This is a genomic window from Streptomyces sp. NRRL F-525 (genome assembly GCF_000716605.1).
GTDB lineage: Bacteria > Actinomycetota > Actinomycetes > Streptomycetales > Streptomycetaceae > Streptomyces.
The window spans coordinates 1-20,885 of the sequence record NZ_JNXE01000062.1 but is presented as its reverse complement, the minus strand read 5'-3'; the positions used below and the strand labels follow the sequence as shown (position 1 = coordinate 20,885).

The 20,885-nt window shown below is 68.3% G+C and carries 28 protein-coding genes and 2 pseudogenes; 18 read left to right on the top strand and 12 right to left on the bottom strand.

Going from position 1 to position 20,885, the window contains the following annotated elements:
• Positions 1–141: 141 nt before the first annotated feature.
• On the top strand, positions 142–1,059 hold the full coding sequence (locus tag OO69_RS46245) for a helix-turn-helix domain-containing protein (protein ID WP_033287039.1): 918 nt from the start codon (positions 142–144) through the stop codon (positions 1,057–1,059).
• Between the two features lie 479 nt (positions 1,060–1,538).
• On the opposite strand, the gene OO69_RS46240 is transcribed toward OO69_RS46245, so the two are convergent.
• Positions 1,539–2,147, bottom strand: a complete 609-nt coding sequence (locus OO69_RS46240; protein ID WP_033287038.1) for a TetR/AcrR family transcriptional regulator — start codon at positions 2,145–2,147, stop codon at positions 1,539–1,541.
• An 88-nt stretch (positions 2,148–2,235) separates the two neighbouring features.
• Between OO69_RS46240 and OO69_RS46235 the strand changes: the two genes are divergently transcribed.
• The gene (locus OO69_RS46235; protein WP_051801793.1) at positions 2,236–2,958 is read left to right on the top strand and encodes an SDR family NAD(P)-dependent oxidoreductase; all 723 of its coding nucleotides are present in this window, start codon (positions 2,236–2,238) and stop codon (positions 2,956–2,958) included.
• Positions 2,959–2,970: 12 nt separating this feature from the next.
• Here the strand turns inward: OO69_RS46235 and OO69_RS52285 are convergent, their stop codons facing one another.
• Positions 2,971–3,138 (bottom strand): hypothetical protein, encoded by a 168-nt coding sequence (locus OO69_RS52285; RefSeq protein ID WP_158713516.1) that lies wholly within the window; start codon positions 3,136–3,138, stop codon positions 2,971–2,973.
• A 175-nt stretch (positions 3,139–3,313) separates the two neighbouring features.
• Between OO69_RS52285 and OO69_RS51045 the strand changes: the two are divergent.
• From OO69_RS51045 to OO69_RS46205, 5 genes and pseudogenes are all read left to right on the top strand, one after another.
• A pseudogene (locus tag OO69_RS51045) lies at positions 3,314–3,448 on the top strand (IS5/IS1182 family transposase); the annotation flags it as partial.
• Positions 3,449–3,623: 175 nt separating this feature from the next.
• Positions 3,624–4,373, top strand: coding sequence for an SDR family oxidoreductase (locus OO69_RS46225; RefSeq protein WP_033287037.1), 750 nt, complete (start codon positions 3,624–3,626; stop codon positions 4,371–4,373).
• 510 nt (positions 4,374–4,883) lie between these two features.
• Entirely contained in the window at positions 4,884–5,723 is an 840-nt protein-coding gene (locus OO69_RS46215; RefSeq protein WP_033287035.1) for a helix-turn-helix transcriptional regulator, read from the top strand.
• A 243-nt stretch (positions 5,724–5,966) separates the two neighbouring features.
• On the top strand, positions 5,967–6,560 hold the full coding sequence (locus tag OO69_RS46210) for a TetR/AcrR family transcriptional regulator (protein WP_033287034.1): 594 nt from the start codon (positions 5,967–5,969) through the stop codon (positions 6,558–6,560).
• Between the two features lie 108 nt (positions 6,561–6,668).
• On the top strand, positions 6,669–7,406 hold the full coding sequence (locus tag OO69_RS46205; protein WP_033287033.1) for an NADPH-dependent F420 reductase: 738 nt from the start codon (positions 6,669–6,671) through the stop codon (positions 7,404–7,406).
• Positions 7,407–7,545: 139 nt separating this feature from the next.
• On the opposite strand, the gene OO69_RS46200 is transcribed toward OO69_RS46205, so the two are convergent.
• Positions 7,546–7,740, bottom strand: a complete 195-nt coding sequence (locus tag OO69_RS46200; RefSeq protein WP_033287032.1) for a hypothetical protein — start codon at positions 7,738–7,740, stop codon at positions 7,546–7,548.
• Positions 7,741–8,032: 292 nt separating this feature from the next.
• Here OO69_RS46200 and OO69_RS46195 point away from each other — a divergent pair, with 292 nt between their 5' ends.
• Both OO69_RS46195 and OO69_RS46190 read left to right on the top strand, forming a co-directional pair.
• Positions 8,033–8,608 carry a PadR family transcriptional regulator gene (locus OO69_RS46195; protein WP_033287031.1) on the top strand — a complete coding sequence of 192 codons (576 nt, stop codon included), beginning with the start codon at positions 8,033–8,035 and terminating at the stop codon, positions 8,606–8,608.
• Positions 8,609–8,610: 2 nt separating this feature from the next.
• Positions 8,611–9,591, top strand: a complete 981-nt coding sequence (locus tag OO69_RS46190; protein ID WP_033287030.1) for an NADPH:quinone reductase — start codon at positions 8,611–8,613, stop codon at positions 9,589–9,591.
• A gap of 262 nt (positions 9,592–9,853) precedes the next feature.
• Here OO69_RS46190 and OO69_RS46185 read toward each other — a convergent pair whose 3' ends face one another.
• Positions 9,854–10,192: a MerR family transcriptional regulator gene (locus OO69_RS46185; RefSeq protein WP_033287029.1), complete on the bottom strand. Its 339-nt coding sequence runs from the start codon at positions 10,190–10,192 to the stop codon at positions 9,854–9,856.
• An 872-nt stretch (positions 10,193–11,064) separates the two neighbouring features.
• Between OO69_RS46185 and OO69_RS46180 the strand changes: the two genes are divergently transcribed.
• Both OO69_RS46180 and OO69_RS46175 read left to right on the top strand, forming a co-directional pair.
• Positions 11,065–11,454, top strand: coding sequence for an ATP-binding protein (locus tag OO69_RS46180; protein ID WP_033287028.1), 390 nt, complete (start codon positions 11,065–11,067; stop codon positions 11,452–11,454).
• A gap of 46 nt (positions 11,455–11,500) precedes the next feature.
• Positions 11,501–11,860: a hypothetical protein gene (locus OO69_RS46175; RefSeq protein ID WP_033287027.1), complete on the top strand. Its 360-nt coding sequence runs from the start codon at positions 11,501–11,503 to the stop codon at positions 11,858–11,860.
• Positions 11,861–11,975: 115 nt separating this feature from the next.
• Here OO69_RS46175 and OO69_RS46170 read toward each other — a convergent pair whose 3' ends face one another.
• Genes OO69_RS46170 through OO69_RS46160 form a run of 3 tightly spaced genes read right to left on the bottom strand, consistent with a single transcriptional unit; the run spans position 11,976 to position 14,286 of the window.
• Positions 11,976–12,284, bottom strand: a complete 309-nt coding sequence (locus tag OO69_RS46170) for an SCO5918 family protein (protein ID WP_033287026.1) — start codon at positions 12,282–12,284, stop codon at positions 11,976–11,978.
• Positions 12,285–12,333: 49 nt separating this feature from the next.
• Entirely contained in the window at positions 12,334–12,741 is a 408-nt protein-coding gene (locus tag OO69_RS46165; RefSeq protein WP_033287025.1) for a CBS domain-containing protein, read from the bottom strand.
• 36 nt (positions 12,742–12,777) lie between these two features.
• Positions 12,778–14,286 (bottom strand): DEAD/DEAH box helicase, encoded by a 1,509-nt coding sequence (locus tag OO69_RS46160; protein ID WP_033287024.1) that lies wholly within the window; start codon positions 14,284–14,286, stop codon positions 12,778–12,780.
• 17 nt (positions 14,287–14,303) lie between these two features.
• Between OO69_RS46160 and OO69_RS52280 the strand changes: the two genes are divergently transcribed.
• Positions 14,304–14,507 (top strand): hypothetical protein, encoded by a 204-nt coding sequence (locus tag OO69_RS52280; protein ID WP_158713515.1) that lies wholly within the window; start codon positions 14,304–14,306, stop codon positions 14,505–14,507.
• Positions 14,508–14,632: 125 nt separating this feature from the next.
• On the opposite strand, the gene OO69_RS46155 is transcribed toward OO69_RS52280, so the two are convergent.
• Positions 14,633–14,836, bottom strand: a complete 204-nt coding sequence (locus tag OO69_RS46155) for a cold-shock protein (protein WP_023586116.1) — start codon at positions 14,834–14,836, stop codon at positions 14,633–14,635.
• 418 nt (positions 14,837–15,254) lie between these two features.
• Positions 15,255–15,905, bottom strand: a complete 651-nt coding sequence (locus OO69_RS46150; protein ID WP_033287023.1) for a hypothetical protein — start codon at positions 15,903–15,905, stop codon at positions 15,255–15,257.
• Positions 15,906–16,029: 124 nt separating this feature from the next.
• Here OO69_RS46150 and OO69_RS46145 point away from each other — a divergent pair, with 124 nt between their 5' ends.
• The 3 genes from OO69_RS46145 to OO69_RS46135 all read left to right on the top strand — a co-directional run bounded on the left by OO69_RS46145 (position 16,030) and on the right by OO69_RS46135 (position 17,495).
• Positions 16,030–16,464 carry an Hsp20/alpha crystallin family protein gene (locus tag OO69_RS46145; RefSeq protein ID WP_033287022.1) on the top strand — a complete coding sequence of 145 codons (435 nt, stop codon included), beginning with the start codon at positions 16,030–16,032 and terminating at the stop codon, positions 16,462–16,464.
• Between the two features lie 114 nt (positions 16,465–16,578).
• Positions 16,579–16,968, top strand: coding sequence for a DUF2267 domain-containing protein (locus tag OO69_RS46140; protein WP_033287021.1), 390 nt, complete (start codon positions 16,579–16,581; stop codon positions 16,966–16,968).
• 92 nt (positions 16,969–17,060) lie between these two features.
• Complete coding sequence (locus OO69_RS46135; protein WP_033287020.1) at positions 17,061–17,495, top strand: DUF2267 domain-containing protein; 435 nt, start codon at positions 17,061–17,063, stop codon at positions 17,493–17,495.
• A 200-nt stretch (positions 17,496–17,695) separates the two neighbouring features.
• Here OO69_RS46135 and OO69_RS53365 read toward each other — a convergent pair.
• A pseudogene (locus OO69_RS53365) lies at positions 17,696–17,815 on the bottom strand (MerR family transcriptional regulator); the annotation flags it as partial.
• Between OO69_RS53365 and OO69_RS53360 the strand changes: the two are divergent.
• A complete protein-coding gene (locus tag OO69_RS53360; protein ID WP_324604589.1) occupies positions 17,816–18,826 on the top strand; it encodes a transposase in 1,011 nt (336 codons plus the stop codon).
• Positions 18,827–19,137: 311 nt separating this feature from the next.
• On the top strand, positions 19,138–19,335 hold the full coding sequence (locus OO69_RS46120; RefSeq protein ID WP_051801790.1) for a hypothetical protein: 198 nt from the start codon (positions 19,138–19,140) through the stop codon (positions 19,333–19,335).
• Positions 19,336–19,352: 17 nt separating this feature from the next.
• On the opposite strand, the gene OO69_RS46115 is transcribed toward OO69_RS46120, so the two are convergent.
• Complete coding sequence (locus OO69_RS46115; RefSeq protein ID WP_033287018.1) at positions 19,353–19,739, bottom strand: barstar family protein; 387 nt, start codon at positions 19,737–19,739, stop codon at positions 19,353–19,355.
• A gap of 91 nt (positions 19,740–19,830) precedes the next feature.
• Between OO69_RS46115 and OO69_RS52760 the strand changes: the two genes are divergently transcribed.
• Positions 19,831–20,064: a hypothetical protein gene (locus OO69_RS52760; protein ID WP_033287017.1), complete on the top strand. Its 234-nt coding sequence runs from the start codon at positions 19,831–19,833 to the stop codon at positions 20,062–20,064.
• A 159-nt stretch (positions 20,065–20,223) separates the two neighbouring features.
• Here OO69_RS52760 and OO69_RS46105 read toward each other — a convergent pair whose 3' ends face one another.
• Positions 20,224–20,664: a hypothetical protein gene (locus OO69_RS46105; protein WP_158713514.1), complete on the bottom strand. Its 441-nt coding sequence runs from the start codon at positions 20,662–20,664 to the stop codon at positions 20,224–20,226.
• Between the last annotated feature and the right edge of the window lie 221 nt (positions 20,665–20,885).

Sequence of the window (20,885 nt, the reverse complement as noted above, 5' to 3'; positions counted from 1 at the left end):
CCCGGCTGCCTTCCAGCCGGGCTCGGTCCCCAGCGTGCTGGACGATCAGGTATTCACCCAGGTCACGGCTTCGCGTATGCCCGCGATGCCTACCACTGGCTGGGTCAGGAAGGTGTGCGTCCGGCCGTGGATACTCAAGGCATGGACGAATACCCCGAACCGGTGCTCCAGAGCGCCGCCGGCGCTCTGGACCCGCGTGCCGAGCTCAGCGAGTTCCTGCGCACCCGGCGGGCCCGGCTGAAGCCGGAGGACGTGGGCCTGCCGGACTTCGGACGGTACCGGCGGGTGCCGGGGCTGCGCCGCGAGGAGCTGGCGCAGCTGGCCGGAGTGTCGGTGGCCTATTACACGCGGCTGGAGCAGGGCAACGGGCGGCACGTGTCCACGGAGGTCCTCGACGCCATCGCCCGCGCGCTGCGGCTGAGCGACGCCGAGCACGCCCACCTCACGCACCTGGCGAAGCCGAACAAGAAGAAGCCGGCCGTCCGCGCCCAGCAGGTGCGAGGCCCCCTGCGGACGCTGCTGGACACCATGGACGGCTTCCCGGCGGTCCTCGTGGGGCGCCGCTCGGACATCCTCGCCTGGAACCGGATGGCCGCGGCGGTCTTCGGCGACTGGGCCGAGCTGCCGGCGCACGAGCGGAACTGGGCGCGGCTGGTGTTCCTGAGGCCCGAGTACCGCGACCTGTTCGTGGACTGGGACCACAAAGCGAACGACGTCGTCTCTCAGCTGCGCATGGACGCCGGCGCCCATCCGGACGACCCTCGGCTGTCCGCTCTGGTGGGCGAACTCTCCGTGAAGAGCGAGGAGTTCAGGCGGCTGTGGGCCACCCACGACGTCAAGGAGAAGTGCCACGGCATCCAGCGCCTGCACCACCCGCTCGTCGGCGAACTCGATCTCCGCCTGGAGTCGTTCCACCAGGCCGGCGCCCACGAACGGATGTTGGTGACGTACCACGCCGAACCCGGTTCCCCGTCGGAGGAGGCACTACGACTGCTGGCCAGCTGGGGCACCGACGTGACAAGGGCGGGAGCCGGTATGCCACCGTCACGCACGGCTTGACGAACAGTTGATCATCGGTAGGTGGCTGCGCGCCATGCCCAGCGTCCCTTCGCACGCCGGACGCCTCCGGCGCCGGTGTCGGATTCAGGAGGGCGCGGGCGGGCTGCCGTAGGCAGTGGAGGAACGGTGCCGCCGCTGCGCAGGGCGTCGTTTTCGAGGGTCGGCCGGCGGATGGCCTCCTCGTACAGGTTCCGGCGGGCTGGCTTTTCCTCGCACCTCTGCCGCATCGACATCAGGTACCGCTCCAGGTGACGCACCCGCAGCTCCTCCACCCCTCGCGGCTGTTCCGTGAGCCCGTTGACCGGGGACACCTCCCGGTCCCAGTTCGTGTCCTGCAGACGGGGTCCATGCTCGTCGCGACGACGCCACCACTCGTACGTTGCCCGGTCGTCCATGGACGCGTCGCGCCAGTCAACGCAGGCCTCGCGCGAACCAGAGGAAGTCGAAGTACGCGCGCAGATCCCGGGCTCACCAGCTGACTACGGCTTTGGCCAGCTGCCCAACGCGAGGTTCGCGACCTGCAGCAGTTCAGGGCGGGAACTACCACTCGCGGCCTGGACGGCAATCCCATTGGCGACTGTTCTCAGGTAGAGCGCAAGCAGATGAGGATCTGTGGAAGGCGGAAGGTCACCGGCGTCCACCGCCTGTTGAAACCGGCGCGTCAGGTGGGCTATCCCCTCCTCGCGCCATGCGATGAGTGCGTCTCGGACTTGGCGGCTCTCGTCCCCGGTAGCCAACGCACCCAGCACGCCAAGACAGCCCGTGGGCAATCCCGGCATGGTTGCCGCCTCGACCGTCCCGTCGAGCACAGCAGTAGCCACTGCTCGACTGGTGGGCTCTGACAGAGCTTGAGCGAAGTAGGTGGTCAAGCCCTCGGTGTACCGCTCCAGCGCCTTGTAGAAGAGGTCTTCTTTGCTGCCGAACGCCCTGTACAGGCTGGGGCGGCTGATACCCATCGCTTCGGTGAGGTCGTCAAGGCTGGCGCCCTCGAAACCCTTTGACCAGAACACCAGGACTGCACGATCGAGTGCCTCGTCGATGTCGAACGCTCGAGGCCTGCCAGGCCGGACCGGTGTCGTCGGGAACATTTCCTCATCCTACCTCTTCGATACCGATCGGTACGGATGTGCTAACGTGTTTCGTACCAATCGGTACGCTATAACGAGAGGTGACATCGTGTCACAGACCGTACTCATCACTGGCGGAACCTCAGGCATCGGCTTGAGCCTCGCGCAATCCTTCATGGAGCTCGGGGCGTCCGTCGTCGTTTGCGGGCGTTCGCAGGCCGCGCTTGACCAATTTGCGCAGGCACACCCGCAGGCGCTGGCCGTGCGGGCTGATGTGACGAACGCAGCTGACCGGGCAGCGTTGTTGGAAGCGGTCGCTGATCGCTTCGGGCGTTTGGACGTGTTGGTCAACAACGCCGGTACGTTCGAGGAACGGGACTATGCCGTCGGCAAGAACCCCAATGCGACTCTCGATGACGAGGTGGCGTTGAACCTCACCGCCCCCATCCACTTGACGGGTGAGGTGCTCGAGCGATGGCCATCGCCAGACGCGATCGTCTTCATCACCTCGGGGTTCGCTCTGGTCTCGCCGACTCGCGCGCCTACCCACGGCGCGGTGAAGGCCGGCCTGCACGGCTTCGCGGACGGCTTGCGCCGTCAACTCGCCCCGCAGGGTCACACCCATGTCCTCGAGGTGCTCCCACCGTCCACGGACACGCCCATGAACGCCGAAGCCACGGGGAAGAAACTGACTCCCGCACAGGTGGCGGCGGTCACGATGAAAGCTCTTCGGCGGGGGCGGAACATGGCATTCCCCGGTCAGACGAAAGCCATGCCCGCCATGCTGCGCATCGCGCCGGGCACACTACGACGCGTCGTCGCCGAGCTCTGAACCCCATCGAAATCACCGCGGGTGCCGGAGACGAGTCCCAGGTTCCAGCCCAGCCGCGGCAGGTGTCGAGGTGGCGGTGATTCCGGCGACGAGGAGGGTGAGGCCGGCGGCTGCGGCTATCGGCGTACGGCCGTACTGGTCGACGAGCCGGTCGGCCAGTGGGGAGGGCGACACAGACATCAAGTCATGTATCGCCCCCTGGCCGAGCGTTTGGTCCGGTGATTCGTGTTTGGTTCCGGGTCAGGTTCCGCGCCAGTTGGGGGTGGGTTCGCCGGTGACCTGCGGCACGGGATGGCGAGGGTGGTCGATCCGGATGCCCACTCCACCAAAGCCGTCCAAGGGCGCAACCGGGTTCGTCGCGCGGCCCCGCCGCTGGGCCTTGGAACGCAGCCTGGGATGGATCATGCACGCGTGCCGTCTGGTCAGGGACTACGAACGCCGCCCGCACAGCGAGGCGCTGATCACCTGGGCGGCCATCACCCTGATAACCCCCGCCTGACCCAGCCGACCCGCCAGGCTCCGGCGGGCAGCCCAACGCTTCGGCCTCATGAGGCAGAGACCGTCGATCCATGGACAAACCGTCCTCTCCCGCCGCTGCGCGGGCGCTCCTACGGTCGAGGCTGCGGGCGCTCACCGGCCCGCCGTACCGAAGGAGCAGGACCCCCATGAAGATGACCGGCAACACGATCCTGATCACCGGCGGCACCTCGGGCATCGGCCTCGGTCTGGCCCTGCGTCTACGCGGGACCGGCAACAAGGTGATCGTCGCCGGCCGGCGCAAGGAACTCCTCGACGAGATCACGGCCGAGCACCCGGGCATCGACGCGCTCGTCCTCGATGTCGCGGACCCCGACTCGATCGCCCGGGCCCGTGAGGCCGTGGCGGCGAGCCACCCGGGGCTGAACGTCCTGATCAACAATGCTGGCATCATGCTGCGGGAGAACCTCCTAGACCCTGCCGAACTCCAGGTCGCCGAGGATCACGTCGCGACCAATCTGCTCGGCACGATCCGGATGACGTACGCCTTCCTGCCGCAGCTGATGGGCAAGGACGACGCGGTCGTCATGAACGTCACCTCCGCGCTGGCGTTCGTACCGTTCCCGAGCACCCCGACCTACAGCGCGACCAAGGCCGCGCTGCACTCCTTCTCCGAGAGCCTACGCATCCAGCTCGCCGGTGCTGACGCAGACGTCCAGGTGATCGAGGTGGTCCCGCCGGGCGTGCGCACGACCCTGCTGGGCCAGGAGGACAGCGACCAGTCCATGCCGTTGGACGACTTCCTCAACCAGACCCTCGACCTGCTGCGCGAGAAGCCCGACGCGAAGGAGCTGGTCGTCGAGCGCGCCAGGTTCATCCGCGACGCGCAGGCCAACGGTTCCTACGACGACGTTCTCGCCATGATCGGCGGCAGCTGACCGACCAATGAGTCCGACGCGCGACAACAGCATGCAGGCAGGTCCTGTCGGGGCCACTTCAGGCACGAAACGCGAGCTGGACCCGCCTCGGGTGGTCCTCACCGAAGACGCGGAACGACAGGGAAGCGTCTTCAGCTTCGCCCCGGTCGTCCCACGGGAGGCGACCGGCTCCGTCCTGAGCGCCGAGCGACGCGCGCGCCCGTCTGGCACGGCGAACATCGTCATGTCGGCCAGGCCAAGCGGCGAGGACCGGGTCCCGTCGAAGGCCTCGGGCGTTCTCGACGGGGGACCGTCGTGGCGGGCCGTCTTACCTGCCGTCGGCCTGCGGTGCGCTGCCTACGGTCGGCGCATTTCCCGGCGGGTCATGCAGGTCAGGTGACCATCGGGATGTCTCGCTGCGAGCGCTGTCGGCGTCGGCCATTTGAGCGGCTTTGCGCGGATGGGAGGGGGGCTCAGCCATGGATCGGCGGTCTCTGGATAGCCGGGCGGGATGCGGCGAGGATGGGGGGCATGGACGAGAAGGAACTGGCGGAATTCCTGCGCCACCGGCGTGAGACGCTGCGCCCCCGCGATGTCGGGCTGGTCGAGGGGCGGCGCAGGCGTACGCGGGGGCTGCGCCGCGAGGAGGTCGCCCAGCTCGCCGGCATGTCCACCGACTACTACGCCCGCCTCGAACAACAGCGCGCCCCACAGCCCTCCGTCCAGATCACCGCGGCACTCGCCCGGGCACTGCGGCTGACCCTGGACGAACGCGACCATCTCTTCGTGCTCATCGGCCACAACGCCCCGGCCCGCTTCCACCGCTCCGAACAGGTCAGCCCGACGCTGATGCGGGTCCTGGACCGCCTGGACGACTCCCCGGCCATGGTGCAGACCGACCTGTTCGAGACCCTCGCCATGAACCCCGTGGCCGTCGCGCTGCTCGGCGACCAGACCCGCCACACCGGTCTGGCCCGCAGCGGCTACTACCGCTGGTTCATGGACCCGACCGAGCGCCTAATGGTTCCCGAGGAGACCCACGAACGTCACGGCCGTGCCCAGGCAGCGCGCCTGCGGGCCGCGCTGACAGCCGGCAGCGACACCCCGCGAGCCGCCCGGATCCTCGCCGAACTCCAGGAACGCAGCCCCGAGTTCGTCCGCATGTGGGAACTTCAGGAGGTCGCACAGAGCTACGACGACTGCAAGACCATCCTCCATCCCGAACTCGGCCGCATCGACGTCGACGCCCAGCTCCTCTACACCGAGAACCGCGCCCAAACTCTGGTAGTGCTGACTACTCGCCCCGGCACGGAGAGCCACAACCAACTCGAACTGCTATCCGTCATCGGACACCAACAGCTCACCCCCTGACGTCCTGGACCGGGGACCGCCGGGCTCTGCGCGGGAGGGGCCGGACAAGGACACCCTGGGAATGCAGCCCGCACGGCTTCCGCCCCGCTCTCCACGGCCAAACATGTGGGCCCCCTGTGCTGTCCGGGCTCCGCGCTCAGGCCGCAGATTTGACCGGATGCTGCCTCCGTTTTACTCTCCAACCTGAACGGAGGCAGCATCCGTTTTGATACGGTCGCACGATCACGGCAGGCGGGAGGGTGCATGAGCGCCGGTGAACTGCGGGGACGCAGGCCCCGCGCGGACGTCCAGCGCAACCGCGCGGCCCTTCTGGAGTCCGCGCAGCGTCACTTCCTGCGGCACGGGGTCGGCACCTCCCTTGAGGCGGTGGCCAAGGAGGCTGGAGTCGGTCCCGCCACCCTGTACCGGCACTTCCCCACCCGGGAGGCACTGCTGGCGGCCGTGCTGCAGACGCGCTCCGAGGAGCTGGTGGCCCGCCAGGCGGACATCGACCAGCTCGGTGAGCCGGCCGAGGCGCTGGAGCAGTGGCTGCGGGCGATGGAGGAGTACTTCAGCGCCTTCAGCGGGCTGCCGGACCCGCTCATGGCCGCGGCCCGGGCGCAGGAGCCGGACAACCCCCTCACGATTCCCTGCGACATCCTCATCACCGCCACCGATCAGTACGTGCGAGCCGCCCAGCTCACGGGGCACGTGCGCGCGTCGGTGCGCGGGCACGACCTGTTCCTCGCAGCCTGCTCCGTCGCCTGGATCAAGGGCACCGGCACCGAGGAGGAGCCGCTCGACCGGCTCCGCACGCTCATCGCGAGCGGCTACCGCCAGCAGGACACCCAGGCGTAAATCGCCAGACATCCTGCTCCGCCCCCGCAACGCCAGGTGGGACCACCACCCGGCCATCACGTCTCGCTGCCCCCCCCGGGGGCAGCGCAACCTCCCAAGGAACAAAGCATGAAAATTACTGTCATAGGCGCTGGCGCCATCGGCGGGAACCTCGCTGCCAAGCTCAGCACGGCCGGTCACGATGTCCAGGTGGCCGACGCCCGCGGCCCCGTAGCCGTCCGGGCGGAGGTGCTGGAGGCCGGGGCCCGCGCGGCGGACCTCGCCGACGCCGTCCGGGGCCGGGACGTCATCATCCTGTCGATCCCGTTCGGCGCGGCGGGCCAGCTGGCGGACCTGTTCGCGTCGGTGCCCGACGAGACGGTGGTCATCGACACCTCGAACTACTACCCCGGCATGCTCAGTGAGCCGGTCGAGGCGGTGGACAACGGCCAGGCGGAGAGCGTGTACACCGCCGAGCTGCTGGGCCGCCCCGTGGTCAAGGCGTGGAACGCCGCCCTGGCCGAAACCCAGCGGACCAAGGGTGTTCCGGCCGGAACGCCCGGCCGCCTCGCCCTCCCCGTCGCCGGCGACTCCGAGGAGGCGCGGAAGGTGGCCATGAGCCTGGTGGACGACACCGGCTTCGACCCCTACGACGCCGGCACACTGGCCGACTCCTGGCGCCAGCAGCCGAACAGCCCCGCCTACTGCACCGAACTGACCATCGAGGAGCTGCCGGCGGCCCGGGCCGCGGCCGACCGCGTCAAGGACGCGGCCATCCGCGACAGCCTCCCGGAACGCTTCGCCGCCCTCCCGGCCAACCCCACCGTCGACGACGTCGTCGAGATGAACCGCGCCGCCCACCGCTGAGTCACCCGGCGCCCGGTCTGAGGGTGATGCAGTTCTTTGCGCTGGCGGCGGAGGGCGAGGAGGCCCCGGAAGCGGCAGGCGCTCCGCCGGGGCTGGTGTGGAGCGGCTTGTCGAGGCTGCCGCGTGGTGCCGCGCCGCGTCAGCGTGAAGCCTGCACGCCGAGCAGGGTGAGGGCGTTGCGGATGCCCTCGTCGAGGAGTTCGTCGGGCGCCAGGCGGGCGGCGATACCGTCGATGGCCTCGTCGGGGAACTTCAGGAAGTTCCGCAGCCCGGGGGTGAGGGTCTGCTCGAAGGTTGCCTGCCTGGACGGCCTTCTCGAAGGGGGTGATGGCATCGCCGCCGACGGCGGCAATGTTGTCGGCCTCCTGCTGGATGGTGTGCGCGCTGTGGTCGCCGGGGGAGACGACCAGAGGGCAGCCCTGGCCGGTGACCGTGACGCCGATCTTTGTGCCGTCGGTGGAGGGGCATGGGCCTGGGGGGATGGCGGCAGTCGTGATCCTCTTCCTTGTACGGCCGGGCGGGCTTCCCGCCCGGGCTGGTCTTGCAGGCGGTACGGAGAAGGTGCCTCCTTCTTCACCTCACATCGAAACGATGTTGACATCGTTTCGATGTGAGACCCTGTAGTCATGCTTGAACTCGCGATACTCGGCTTCCTCGCCGCGGGCCCCCTGCCCGGTCACGGGCTGCGCCGCCGCATCACGCACCTGACCGGCTACAGCCGTCCGGTCAGCGACGGCACCCTCTACCCGGCGATCAACCGGCTGACGAAGGCCGGGCTGATCGAACGGCGCCCCGCACCAGAGGCGGGCGGCGGCCGGTACGTGCTGAATCTGACCGCGGCGGGACGCGAGGACATGCTGCGGCGGCTGCGGGAACCTGCCGAGCACGAGCTCACCGACTTCTCCCGCTGGTTCACGATCCTGGCGTTCCTCTCACTGCTGCCCGACAGCGCCGAGCAGCACGCCGTGCTGCGTCGCCGCCTGGACTTCCTGGAGGCTCCCGCCAGCTTCTTCTACGACGGCGACACCCCGCTGCGCGCCGAGCAAGTCACCGACCCTTACCGGCGCGGCATGCTGCTCACCGCCCGCGCCACCAGCAGCGCCGAACGCGCCTGGCTCCACGAGATCCTGGACGGCGACGGCAGCCCAGCAGCGGACGAACAGCCACACCCGCAGACCCACACCCGTGATCGGAAGGACTGACCATGCTTGCGTCCTGGTACGACCAGCAGGGCCCGGCCACCGAAGTGCTCCAGTTCGGTGAGCTGCCCGACCCCACCCCCGGCCCCGGTGAGGTCCGTGTCCGCGTCACCGTCTCCGGCGCCAACCCCGGCGACACCAAGAAGCGCCGGGGCTGGACCGGCTCGGCCATGCCCTATCCGCGGGTGATCCCGCACAGCGACGCCGCCGGCATCGTCGACGCCGTGGGCGACGGCGTCGACGCGCGCCGCGTTGGGACGCGCGTGTGGGTGTACGGCGCCCAGTCCTACCGCCCCTTCGGCACCGCCGCCCAGTACACCGTCGTCCCCGGCGACCTCGCCGTCCCCCTGCCCGACCACCTGTCCGACGATCTCGGCGCGAGCCTGGGCATTCCCGGTATCACCGCGCACCGCACGGTCTTCGCCGACGGTCCGGTCGACGGCAAACTGGTGCTGGTCAACGGCGTCCTCGGCGGGGTCGGCTCACTGGTCGCCCAACTCGCCCGCTGGGGCGGCGCCACGGTCATCGGCACCGTCCGCCGCAGCACCGAACTGAACCGCATCGATCCCGCGGTCGTCTCCCACGCCGTCGCCCTCGACTCAGGCGACCCCGCCGCCGCGATCCGCGCCCACGCACCCGACGGCGTGGACCGGATCATCGAGGTTGCCCTGTCTGACAACGCCGACCTGGACGACGCCGTCGCCGCGAACGGCGCGGTCATCGCCGCCTACGCCACCCGCGACGACCGCACCGAGATCCCGTTCTGGATCCTGCTGTTCAACAACGTCACCCTGCGCCTGCTCGGCAGCGACGACTTCCCCGGCCAGGCCAGGCGCCAGGCCGCCCGCGACCTCACCGCAGCGGCCGCCGTCGGCGCCCTCACCATCGATGTCGGGGACCGCTTCCCGCTCGCCGACATCGCCAAGGCCCACGACCGCATCGACGCCGGCGGTCGCGGGCGCGTCCTGATCGACACGCCCCAGTAAAGAATCTCCGGCGTGACCTCCTCATCCCCCCTCGCAGTCGAGCGTGAGGGCGGTGCGGGCGGGGTGGAAGCCTGCGGGTCGGGCGCGGTTCGGGCAACAGGCAGCACGGCCACTGCGGCGGCGGGGACTTAGGGGGAACTTTGAACCACGACAGCTGACGCAGACTCTCCACGCCCACACACTGCGGCACCACGGAAAGGGATCACGCCAATACCAAGACCGGTTGTACGTGGTTGCCCGCCGATGCGGGCAGACCTGTGTCTCAGGCCGTGGGCCTCGGGTTCGCCGCTTCGGCGGCACGGCGGTATTCGGCGTTGATGCGCTGGGCTTCTTCGAGCTGGTCTTCGAGGACGATGATGCGGCAGGCGGCCTCGACGGACGTGCCGTGGTCGACCAGTTCCCGGGCGCGGGCGGCGATGCGCAGCTGGTAGCGGGAGTAGCGGCGGTGTCCGCCCTCGGAGCGGAGCGGGGTGATGAGGCGGGCTTCGCCGATGGCGCGCAGGAAGCCCTGGGTGGTGCCGAGGAGCTCGGCGGCCCGGCCCATCGTGTAGGCGGGGTAGTCCTCGTCGTCGATACGGCCGAACAAGTCGTCTGCTGTCATTTGCACCTCTCCATGGAACGAGTCGAGGGGCCTTGGTGCCGTACGGCACCAAGGCCCCGAAGGAACTCCTACACCATCTGCCGGCCCTGTTGGGGCACCGGCCCTCTGTTTCCGCAGCCCCGACCTGAATGCCGTCGGGGGTGCTGTGATCGCGGTTGCTTGACCGGAGACCACCTCACTATCGATGTCCTGCGGTACCCGGGTTCAAGATGTCGGCCCGGGCGATCCTGATGGCGCTCGGCTCCTCCGTTCTTCCCTCTGGGATCAACTGCTTACAACTGGGGTACTGCGCACTGTTGGTGATGCACACTGCTCAGCGGCCTGTGACAGCGCCGCTCTTCGGCAGCCAGCCCCGTCGCCCGTCCTGCGTCTTCCCTGGCTTGGAACCCCACTGCCGAACCTCCCGGTGCGCGCGTCCGCAGCCGACGCCTTCACCGAGGTACCGCTCACTGACTTCACTGCTGGGTACCGCGAACCTCCCTTACGGGTACTGCCACGGCGGCCCCTGATCGCTTCGGGCCACCCGGTACGGTCGCCAGCCGCGTCGCCGTCCTGCAACTGCTCTGGCTTCGCGACTCCACCACCGCACCGTCTTGCGAACTGCACCTGCGGATACTGCTCTGCCCGGCAGTTCGTGTCTGCCGGGCCCTGCTGTCTCTCTGGGCTACGAGAGAACCTTAACCACGCCCCAAGGGCAATGTCTACTCTGACAAAGACAGATTTCCGCGTGTTCGACAGAGAGGAAATCGGGTTCGAACAGTGACCAGCGCGGGAGGAAGGGTTGTCACCGCCTGGTTGACGGGTCACATGCGGGGAAACGAGGCACGGCAGGCAGAACCAGACATCGACGATCCAGAGACCGGGGAGGCCTGATGAACGCAGTGAGCGTCAACGTCGCGACCGTTCGCTCCGCGACCTCCGTAGCCGGTGCACGCGAATGCGCTCGGGACTTCCTGGGAGGTCTCCTACGTCCGATCGCGGCCGAGGGGGCCGGCGCCGTGGTCCTGGTCGTCTCGGAGCCCATCGCCAACGCCCTGCGCCACGGCAGCGGCACCTGCACCCTGGCGGTGACCGCGCACCCGGACAGCATCGAGGTGTCCGTGCACCGCGACAGCCCGAAAGCGCTGCGCATGCGCGCCTCCGATCTGAACGGCGGCACGGGAGGCTTCGGCTGGCCCATGGTCGACTGCCTCGCCCGCACCACTGCCGTGACCCGCCGGGCGGCCGGCGGCAAGACCGTGAGCGCCCTCCTCGTCCGGTAACGCCACCGCTGAAGCAACCGGATGGCCGGCAAATAGAATCTGCCCCATGCCGAAGCCTGACGAACTGCTCGTTGACATCGCCACCGTGGTGGAGTCCGGGCAGAGCAACCAGATGTCCCTGACCGTGGTCACCGGCGGCGCTGTCATCACCGGCCGACTGGCTCCCGAAGCCGTGTGGAGGCGGAGGGTGTCGGAGGTGCTGACGGATTCCGCGCGTCTGGGAGAGTTCTCCGCCGTGTTCGACACTCCCGCGAAGGAGGACGGGCCGCCCACTCATCTGCACTTCCACGTCGCCCGAATTCTTCAGGGCACGGTGGGGATCCCGGAGACGGGCGGGATGTACCGGGTTGCGATCGACGACGTCAGCGCCTGGACCGTGGGCGACTTCAGCTATTTCGACCACTGATTCCGGACGCTGAGGAACCACGGCGACGGCATCCCGTCGCACGCAGTGGGCCCGGCCGACTTGCGTCGGCCGGGCCCACTGATGTTCAGGTGCCGGTGCGTGCCTGTCGCGTCGGTCAGACGGACATGGGAGTGCCGAGCATCGCGGAAGCCTGCCCGAGCGAGCCGAGGACGCCTGTGGGTCCGGTCCTGGGGAGGGGGCGGCAGGTGAAGCCGAGTTTGGTCATCGCCCGGCGGACTTCGTCGGCGCTGAAGTCGCGGCGGTCCTGGCGGGTGATGACCTGGCTGACCTGCTTGACGGGGTAGTGACGGCGGCCGATGATCACGGACTCGCCCGTGACCTGCTCGGGCCTGATGCCCTTCATCGATTCCAGTACACCGCTCTTGGTGAGTCCGAAGGGGAAACGGGCGATGACGCAGCGCATGGGGCCTCACAGGGAGAAGGGGAGAACTGTCCGGCCAGGGCGAGGGGGATCAGCGGGAGAGGGCGAGGACGCCCAAGGCGCCGCTTTGCCCGTCGGCCCCCGGCAGGGCACCGAGCCGCCGACGGGAGCGCATCGCGTGCTCGGCTTCGGCCATCGTCATCACGGGTGACGTGAACGACCGGTGGTCGCCGAGGATGTCGCGCAGGCGGACGCGGTCCGTGTAGGCGGAGCTGTCGCGCACGGCGGTGAGTTCGGTCCGGGTGACCAGGCCGGTGCACTGGCCGTCCTGGTCGCAGACGACCAGTCGGCCCGTGCGGGCGGCGGTCATGACGGAGAGCGCCACCTCGACGCTCATGTCGTCCCAGACCTGCGGGCCGGCCGCCTCCACGACCTCAGCCGGTGCCTTGTGCACAGGGCTGGCGTTCTCCGGGCGGTGCTGCGTCTCAACCAGCGTCAAAAGATGCCTCCTTGCAGATATGGGTCAGCTTCCTGATCACGAAGGTTCTAGGCCGTCGCACCGGCGACGGACTGGTACGGGCCCGCGCCGGGCCCCCGAGGAGGGGCGGCGTCGGCCCCTGGAGGAGGCGCTGCGCTGGGGGCGTTCGGCCACCGGTGCGGTGATGACGACCGGGATGCCGGACGGAGCCTGGGCACCGGTGATGCGGTTCAGTTCAGCCTCACCGGAGCGGACCTCGGTGATCTGCGGCCGGATCCCGGCGTCCGACATGAGGCGGACCATGCCGCGACGCTGGCCGGGTGTCACGAGGGTGACGACGCTGCCGGACTCGCCGGCGCGGGCGGTACGGCCGCCGCGGTGGAGGTAGTCCTTGTGGTCGGTCGGCGGGTCGACGTTGACGACCAGGTCGAGGTGGTCGACGTGAATGCCTCGCGCCGCAACATTGGTCGCCACCAGCACGCTGACGTGCCCCGTCTTGAACTGGGCGAGTGTGCGGGTGCGCTGCGGCTGCGACTTGCCGCCGTGCAGCGCGGCGGCCCGGATCCCGCTGTTGAGGAGGTCCTGCGTCAGCCGGTCGACGGCGTGCTTGGTGTCCAGGAACATGATCACCCGGCCCTCGCGGGCGGCGATCTCGGTCGTGGCGGCGTGCTTGTCGGCGCCGTGGACGTGCAGGACGTGGTGCTCCATCGTTGTGACCGCACCGGCCGACGGGTCGACCGAATGCACGACGGGGTCGGTGAGATAGCGGCGCACCAGCAGGTCGACGTTACGGTCCAAGGTGGCGGAGAACAGCATCCGCTGCCCCTCCGGACGAACCTGGTCGAGCAGTGCGGTGACCTGCGGCATGAAGCCCATGTCGGCCATCTGGTCGGCCTCGTCCAGCACCGTGATGCCCACCTGGTTCAGACGGCAGTCGCCACGGTCGATGAGGTCCTTGAGCCGGCCCGGGGTCGCGACGACGACCTCGGCACCGCCTCGCAGCGCGCCGGCCTGCCTGCCGATCGACATCCCACCCACCACCGTGGCCAGCCGAAGCCTGACGGAACGGGCGTACGGAGTGAGCGCGTCGGTCACCTGCTGCGCCAGCTCACGTGTCGGTACGAGGATCAGTCCCAGCGGCTGGCGGGGCTCGGCACGCTGTCCCGCCGTGCGGGCGAGCAGGGCGAGGCCGAAGGCGAGGGTCTTGCCGGAACCGGTGCGCCCGCGGCCCAGGACGTCACGGCCCGCCAGAGTGTTCGGCAGCGTCGCACCCTGGATCGGGAACGGTGCCCTCACACCCTGCTTGCCGAGTTCGGCCAGCAGTTGCCCGGGCATGTCGAGATCGGCGAAGCCCTCAACAGCAGGCAGCGCGGGGGTGATCGTCTCCGGGAGCGCGAACTCACCCTGCATCGCGGCGTTCCGGCGGCCGTAACCGCCGGAACGGACAGGCCCGCTGGAGCGGCGCGGGCGCGGTGCCGGTGAGCCGTAGCGGCTGCCGCCTTTTCCTGCGTAGGCGCTGCCATTGCGGGTGCGGGCAAAGCGGTCGTTCGTGCGTGTGCGGTTCATGCGGAACCTTCCTCTATGTGGCACATATCAAGGAAGGTTCCGCAGCGTTGAGCAGCATGGAGAACCACAAGTATAGACCGACGGCAAAAGCGAAATGCAAAAGAAAGCAGATCTGGCCGGTGGAAATCCATGCGGGCGCAGATGCTGAAATGAGTGACGTGACGGGGATGCGCTATCGGGATATCGGCCGCGGTGCGGCTCTTCTGGGCGGGGCTGAGTAGCCGCGCCTGGTGAGTACGCGGATTCCTCCGAGCCGTCCCGCGTATGAAACCGTTACGGGAAACGCGTGCAGCTGGGGCCCGCACCCCGAAGGATGCGGGCCCCAGCTGCAGAGTGCTTGTCCGCGTCAGGCCGGAACGATGTTCTCGGCCGTCGGGCCCTTCTGGCCCTGCGCGATGTCGAAGGTCACCTTCTGGCCTTCCAGCAGCTCACGGAATCCCTGGGCGGCGATGTTCGAGTAGTGGGCGAACACGTCAGCGCCGCCACCGTCCTGCTCGATGAAGCCGAATCCCTTTTCCGCGTTGAACCACTTCACGGTACCAGCAGCCATGTCATATCTCCTTCGGGGCAGTGCATCGGAATCCGCACTGCACGGACACCGTGTCGCCGCAATGATTACCCCGCCCGGAAAACGACCGGAAAATACAAAAGCGCTCTCCCCGGTCGAAGCCGGGAGGGAGCACTTGAAGTTTCGGGAACCACAACTGCAACTGAGAGTAAAGGTAGCATGCCGCGACGGCCTGTGCATGCTAAATAATTCCGCTTACTCATTGCGGCAAAAACTATGCCTGCGTGGTGCGCCGAACTCTCACATCGCGGAAATAGATATGTGTGAACTGGGATGCAATGTTTCCGGTCGGGCGCCTGTGCGCGGTAGGCGCTCCGATCGTCCCGTTGAAGGGGCTTCGAGGGCCACGCTCTGCCACGTCTAGCCCTGCGGCGATGGAGCCCTGGCCCTGGGGGGTGGTTCAGAGGTGGTCGTTGCCGGTGGGGCGGAGTTGGTCGGCGTAGTGGGTGAGGGTGGCGATGCGGTCCGCGAGGTCGGGGTGGTTGGCCTTGAGGTGGGTGTGGGTGGCGGTGAGCGGGGCGATGAGGTTGGCGGTGTCGTTGTCGGCGAGGGCTTCGGTGAGGCGGGCCAGGGGTGTGTGGGCCTGGGCGGGGAGGTCTGTGAGAGCGGTGATCTGGCCGGCGAGCTGGCGCAGGTCGGCGGCGTTGGTGCGGGCCCAGGTGGTGAGGGTGCGGTCGGCTGCGCGACGGCTACGGGTCGCTTGTACGCGCTGTTCGCCGGTGGTGCCGGGGGTACCGGGGCGTACACGCAAGTAGCGGCGTTCGGCGGCCTGGCGGCTGGCGACGCCCAGGGGGTGGGCGAGGTCGGCCCAGCTGGAGCCCGCTGCGCGGGCCGCCTCGATGAGTCCGGGTTCCCACCCCGCGAGCTGCTCGCGTAGTTCGCGCAGCATCAGCAGGGCGGCCAGGGCCTCCTCGGAACTGGCGTGCCCGCCCTCGGCGGGTGGTGGGGTCTGCGTGTTCTGGGCGGTGCGAACGGCCTCGTTGATCGTGTTCAGCGCTGCTGCGGCGGCGAAGAACGAGGTGGGGTCACGAGGTTCGGGGGAGGGGTTCATGAAGGTCCTCTCGATGTCATCGTTTGGATGACACTCTGCTTGTCATCGTTTGGATGACATGTTACAACGGTGTCAGACGAAGCGCATTGGCAGTTCCTGCCAGACCTATGGAGGTGTTTTCGCGATGTTGATGCGCACTGACCCGTTCCGCGAACTCGACCGGCTCGCCCAGCAGTTGACGGGTGTGACCGGTACCTGGTCCAGGCCCTCGGCGATGCCGATGGACGCCTACCGCGAGGGCGAGGAGTATGTGATCGCCCTCGACCTGCCCGGTGTGGCGAAGGACGCGATCGACGTCGACGTCGAGCGGAACATGCTCACCGTCAAGGCCGAGCGCCGCCCGGTCGCGAAGGCCGACGACGTGCAGATGGAACTCTCCGAGCGGCCCCTGGGCGTCTTCTCCCGTCAGCTGGTGCTGGCCGACACCCTGGACACCGAGCGCATCACGGCCGATTACGAAGCAGGGGTGCTGACCCTGCGGATCCCGATCGCCGAGCGCGCCAAGCCCCGCAGGATCACCATCGGCGGCCAGACGGAACCCCGGCAGATCAGCGGCTGAGGATCCGGTCTCCTCGACCGTACCGACGGCGGAGGACGGGCATCGATCTCCCCCTCAGGTCCCGTCCTCCGCGCTACCTCCCTCGCACGACGACGCAGAAGGGCAGGGGCGGCCATGCGCTGGGAAGCATTTCTCGACCACGTACGGGAACGCGGCGAGTACACCACAGTCCAGGAAGCCGAGCGGGCAGCACGCATCGTTCTGGCGCTGCTGGGTGCGCATCTGGTGGGCGAGGTCCGGGCCGAGCTGGCGGCCCGTCTCCCGGAAACCTTCGCCCTGGTTCTCCTCAACCCACTGCGGGCGACCGAGCCGCTCCCGCCGGAGCGGTTCCTGCGGGCGACCGCGGCATGGATCGAGGGGGCCACCGAACAGACCGCCGCCTGGGACGTCGGCGCCGTACTGAGTGTGACCGCCGACGCGGCGGGCGAGGAGCTCAGCCACCGCATCCTGCTCCAGCTTCCCCCGGGCTACGACCTCCTCTTCGGCTGCCCCGAGCACACCTGAACCCACACAGCGCGGCGCGCGCATTCAGCACGGCCGGCCGGCTCTTGCCGCCGGCGACAAGCCCATTGCACGAGAAAGGCGACCAATTCCCTATGCTTCCGCTGCGTGAACCGGCCTCTGCCCGGCCCGGCATGACGTTTCACCAGATGCTGGAAAGAATCCGCTACGAAGGCGCGTATCCCACCCGCGAGCGGGCCGAGGATGTCACGCGCGCCGTGCTGGCGGCCCTGGGCCGCCAGCTCACCGGCGACGAACGCGTCGAACTCGCCGCCTGCCTGCCTGTAGAGGCCGCACTCGACCTCACCGGCCAGATCCCGGTCCTCCAGCCGGTCACCGGCTGGGGCTTCGTCAAGGATCTGGCCGCCCGCACCGGCGCCACCCCCGCGACCGCCCGCTGGGACACCGGAGCCGTCCTCGCCGTCGTCGGCCATCTGGCTGGCCCCGGTCTCCTGGACCGCATCCTCACCCAGCTCCCGTCCGGATACGCGCTGCTGTTCGGCCGCGCCGAACTCACCCAGACCGCCTGATCGCCCCGGGCCGCAGCGGGCGAGAACGACCGTAGAGGCCCGGGAAACGGGAGGAACGCGAAAGGGCTCCGGCGAGGGCAGCACTGGAGCCCGGCGTTTCGGGCCGCCGGGCAGCCAGGCCGCCATGCTGCCGGTGGTCGTATGGAGCCGTCCTGGGAATCCTGCCGCCGGCTTTCCCGGTCGGCGGTTGAGGAGTCCGCCGAGCGCTGCGACCTGGCGGCGGTGCGGTGCTCTTGGTTGATGCGCCGGGCTTCTTCGAGCTGGTCTTCGAGGATGACGATGCGACAGGCAGCCCAGACGGGCATGCCCTGGTCCACGAGATGCTCACCGAGGGTCACTCACGTCGGGCGATCGCTCGGCGCCTGGGCTGGGGCTTCAACACTGGGCTCCGATACGCGAACGCCGCACGCTGGCAGGACACCATCCGCGACAACCGGCCCCGGCCCAGCAGACTGGATCCCTGCAAGCCCTGCCTGGAGCGACGCTTCGCCGAGGGATGCACCAGCGTCACCCCACTCCACAGCGAGCTGGTCGCCGAGCAAGCTCCTGTCACCTACGGCATGGTGCGCGCACACATCGCCACCGTGCGCGCGGTTCCGGCTGAGGAGCCGCCCCGGCCGCCGACGGTGCGGCAGGTGACCGGCTGGCTCACCCGGCACCCCACCGCCCTGACCGAGGAAGACCGGGCCGGCCTGAAGGACGTCCTGGCCCGCTGCCCCGAACTGGACACAGCCTCCGGACACGTCCGCGACTTCGGCGAGATACTCACCGACCGCCCCGGCTGCACACTCCCCACCTGGATCGACGCGGTCGACGCCAGCCAGCTGCCCGGCCTCACCGGCTTTGCACTCCACCTGCTCCGAGACCTCGACGCCGTGACCGCCGGGCTCACTCTCGACTGGAGCTCCGGCAGCATCGAAGGCGCCGTCAACCGCATCAAAAAGATCAAGAGGCAGCTCTACGGCAGAGCAGGGTTCGAACTACTCCGCAAGATGATCCTGCTTCAGTGCCTCTCCGCGACCGCGACCCCAGATGTTGCGCCAGAAACGCCGTCTGACCTCAATCGTCAGAAGCGCGGTCCGACAGTCGGATGTGAGATCAAGGCACGGGCCGCGACTTGCAGTTGTGTTTCCCATGCCGCCTCGTCGAGCCCCAGCGTGTACTCGATGCAGCACGCGCATGGCGGGAGTAGCGCCACGAATGCTTGCTCCGCAGCGGTCTCGACCTCCGTCTCCGACCACTCGTCCGATGCCAATTCGGCAAGATCCACTTCCCCGGCGGTGAATCGCGCGGCCAGCCTGCGCAGTGCGTATCGTCGGGCCAGGTGGTGATCGGGCAGCTTGATCCCCAATTCTTGAAGAGCCTGCTCGAATGTGTCACGGATGTCCCGGGGGTCCGCATGACGCGGCAGACCAGCGAGCTCGCAGAGGGCTGGCGTGTCCATTCCGATTGCGACTGCCTGGGCAGCGGTCATCGGCAGGTCTTCCGGACACACCTGATCCGTCTGATACAGCCACGCTGCCTCCAGTAGGGGCGGATAAGCGCTGCTGACAGAGCTGTCAGGCTCGAATGTGTCGTCTATCGCTGCCATGATTCATACGATGCCAGTACGGCTCGCGACAGGACCGACAATCCCCACATCATGGTCACCCGCCAGACGAAGTCCGGCCGGGGCCCGGCGTCCACCGCCTATGTCAGCCACGTTCTGGATGCCTGCGGCTTTCCACCCCGCATGATCCGCTGCACTCGACTGCTCGACCTGGTCACCACCATGGACCCCGAAGCCACCATGATCTATCTCGCAGACCACGTCGATGCGGGCCGTTTGCCGGAGCGGTGAAGACCTGGCATTGATGGTTACTGAAGCCGCAGGACGCCAGGGGCACGATCCTCGCAGATCGTGATCAGCCAGTCGAAGACGGTCGGCCCGTGCTCTGCATGCGCCGCAGCCAGATCCGGGCTGACAGCAGGTCGGTTCGTGGGATGGCACCGTGAGAGGCGAATCTCCAGCTGGCGAACCGTCTCCGAATAGCCCAGATACTCGCGAGACGCCTGGTGGTCACGCCATTCAACAACGTAGTCATCATCGTCGGGCTGCCCGAAGCCGCCGCTGAGGCAGTCAGCGAAGGCGTCGAGGTTCTTGCCGAAGTAGCCTCCAGGGCCGTTGACCGCCTCGCCGATGAGTCGCCAAAAGTCTTCCAGCGTCCTCACCTGGCTGCCGTCCAGCACGTATATCGCCGTCACGGCACGAAGGATACGTCCAGCCCGATGATCTACCTCTCCAATTTGAACCCTTGCTGTTCAGCCGCTGCCTGACACAGGCTCGCCGGAACATGTGCGCTTTGGCGAAGGAGTCGTTGGAGGCGACGGCGACGGAGTTCTTCTCCTCGCGTTCGGTGAGGACCTGGAAGAGGAGTTCGACCGCCTCCTACGGATCACGGCCCTGCCCCGTCCCCGCCGCGATCGCGACCACCTGCTGTCCTGGTCGGCCTGGCGCCGCCATCACCAGCACCAGGCCGCCGAAGCCCACCGCCGCTGGAACAACATCGCCGCCGCCGCAACGACCTGAACAGCAACGATGCCCTACCGATCAAGAAGTACAGCTGCCGTGTCTTAGTCGTGAATCCACAGACCAGGAGCCTCCTTCATGCCTGCGGCCGGGGCAACCCGCCCAACTACCTGTCAGGTTGGAGCCGACTCTGCGTCAGGTGATGGTCCTCCTAGCGCATCATGCATCCCGCTGAGGTGCCTCGAGTAGATCGAGCCCCTCTACTGTTCCGGCCGGGAGGCGCCCCGCCGACTCCAGTCGCCGAAGACGCTCAGGAAGACGGGGTTGTTGTCGAACCAGTTCGTCGGTGAAGGCTCTCAGCTCGGGATCGGTCAGGTCCTCCGTCCGGAGTCGGGCGAGCAAGTGCGCCGACGCGGCGACCGCGCTTTCCGGAGCGAGCTGGTAGGCAGTTTGGGTAGCCGGAACGTCGGCGTACCTGCCTTGCTCGTCGAGCGCCGAAGTGAGGAATCTGTGAGCCCGCTCGATCCGCACAAGGTGCACCAGTTGCACGACAGCGTCCGGATGGCTGTCGACACGCAAGTCCACCGGCCGGTATTCCGGATCGCTGTGGAGTCTCCTGACGAAGGCCGACATATGCCCACGCACATCGCCGCCCAGCACGTCTGCGTGGTGCGCCGGCGAGTCCGTCGAGGCTGACGACGAGAACGGTGCGTGTGCCTTTGCCGGTGTCGACGTCCCAGACGTCGCCCTTGCGGATGATCACAGGGCGTCGCCTTCGCCTGCCAGGTCGAGGGGGGTGATGGTGGCGAGTTTGCGCGCGGCATCGAGGGTCATCTGTCGTCGTACGGCTCGCACGATGTAGTCGTTGAGGGAGGGGGCGC

What these genes read in the sequence shown, in the direction of transcription:
- OO69_RS46205 (WP_033287033.1), top strand. Translation starts at nt 6,669, where the DNA reads ATGAAAATTACTGTCATAGGCGCTGGCGCCATCGGCGGGAACCTCGCT.
- OO69_RS46135 (WP_033287020.1), top strand. Translation starts at nt 17,061, where the DNA reads ATGCTTCCGCTGCGTGAACCGGCCTCTGCCCGGCCCGGCATGACGTTT.
- OO69_RS46195 (WP_033287031.1), top strand. Translation starts at nt 8,033, where the DNA reads ATGCTTGAACTCGCGATACTCGGCTTCCTCGCCGCGGGCCCCCTGCCC.
- OO69_RS46150 (WP_033287023.1), bottom strand. Translation starts at nt 15,905, where the DNA reads ATGAACCCCTCCCCCGAACCTCGTGACCCCACCTCGTTCTTCGCCGCC.
- OO69_RS46120 (WP_051801790.1), top strand. Translation starts at nt 19,138, where the DNA reads ATGGTCACCCGCCAGACGAAGTCCGGCCGGGGCCCGGCGTCCACCGCC.
- OO69_RS53360 (WP_324604589.1), top strand. Translation starts at nt 17,816, where the DNA reads ATGCTCACCGAGGGTCACTCACGTCGGGCGATCGCTCGGCGCCTGGGC.
- OO69_RS46185 (WP_033287029.1), bottom strand. Translation starts at nt 10,192, where the DNA reads ATGACAGCAGACGACTTGTTCGGCCGTATCGACGACGAGGACTACCCC.
- OO69_RS46170 (WP_033287026.1), bottom strand. Translation starts at nt 12,284, where the DNA reads ATGCGCTGCGTCATCGCCCGTTTCCCCTTCGGACTCACCAAGAGCGGT.
- OO69_RS52285 (WP_158713516.1), bottom strand. Translation starts at nt 3,138, where the DNA reads ATGTCTGTGTCGCCCTCCCCACTGGCCGACCGGCTCGTCGACCAGTAC.
- OO69_RS46240 (WP_033287038.1), bottom strand. Translation starts at nt 2,147, where the DNA reads ATGTTCCCGACGACACCGGTCCGGCCTGGCAGGCCTCGAGCGTTCGAC.
- OO69_RS46145 (WP_033287022.1), top strand. Translation starts at nt 16,030, where the DNA reads ATGTTGATGCGCACTGACCCGTTCCGCGAACTCGACCGGCTCGCCCAG.
- OO69_RS46210 (WP_033287034.1), top strand. Translation starts at nt 5,967, where the DNA reads ATGAGCGCCGGTGAACTGCGGGGACGCAGGCCCCGCGCGGACGTCCAG.
- OO69_RS46200 (WP_033287032.1), bottom strand. Translation starts at nt 7,740, where the DNA reads ATGCCATCACCCCCTTCGAGAAGGCCGTCCAGGCAGGCAACCTTCGAG.
- OO69_RS46225 (WP_033287037.1), top strand. Translation starts at nt 3,624, where the DNA reads ATGAAGATGACCGGCAACACGATCCTGATCACCGGCGGCACCTCGGGC.
- OO69_RS46160 (WP_033287024.1), bottom strand. Translation starts at nt 14,286, where the DNA reads ATGAACCGCACACGCACGAACGACCGCTTTGCCCGCACCCGCAATGGC.
- OO69_RS46215 (WP_033287035.1), top strand. Translation starts at nt 4,884, where the DNA reads ATGGACGAGAAGGAACTGGCGGAATTCCTGCGCCACCGGCGTGAGACG.
- OO69_RS46175 (WP_033287027.1), top strand. Translation starts at nt 11,501, where the DNA reads ATGCCGAAGCCTGACGAACTGCTCGTTGACATCGCCACCGTGGTGGAG.
- OO69_RS46190 (WP_033287030.1), top strand. Translation starts at nt 8,611, where the DNA reads ATGCTTGCGTCCTGGTACGACCAGCAGGGCCCGGCCACCGAAGTGCTC.
- OO69_RS46180 (WP_033287028.1), top strand. Translation starts at nt 11,065, where the DNA reads ATGAACGCAGTGAGCGTCAACGTCGCGACCGTTCGCTCCGCGACCTCC.
- OO69_RS46245 (WP_033287039.1), top strand. Translation starts at nt 142, where the DNA reads ATGGACGAATACCCCGAACCGGTGCTCCAGAGCGCCGCCGGCGCTCTG.
- OO69_RS46140 (WP_033287021.1), top strand. Translation starts at nt 16,579, where the DNA reads ATGCGCTGGGAAGCATTTCTCGACCACGTACGGGAACGCGGCGAGTAC.
- OO69_RS46155 (WP_023586116.1), bottom strand. Translation starts at nt 14,836, where the DNA reads ATGGCTGCTGGTACCGTGAAGTGGTTCAACGCGGAAAAGGGATTCGGC.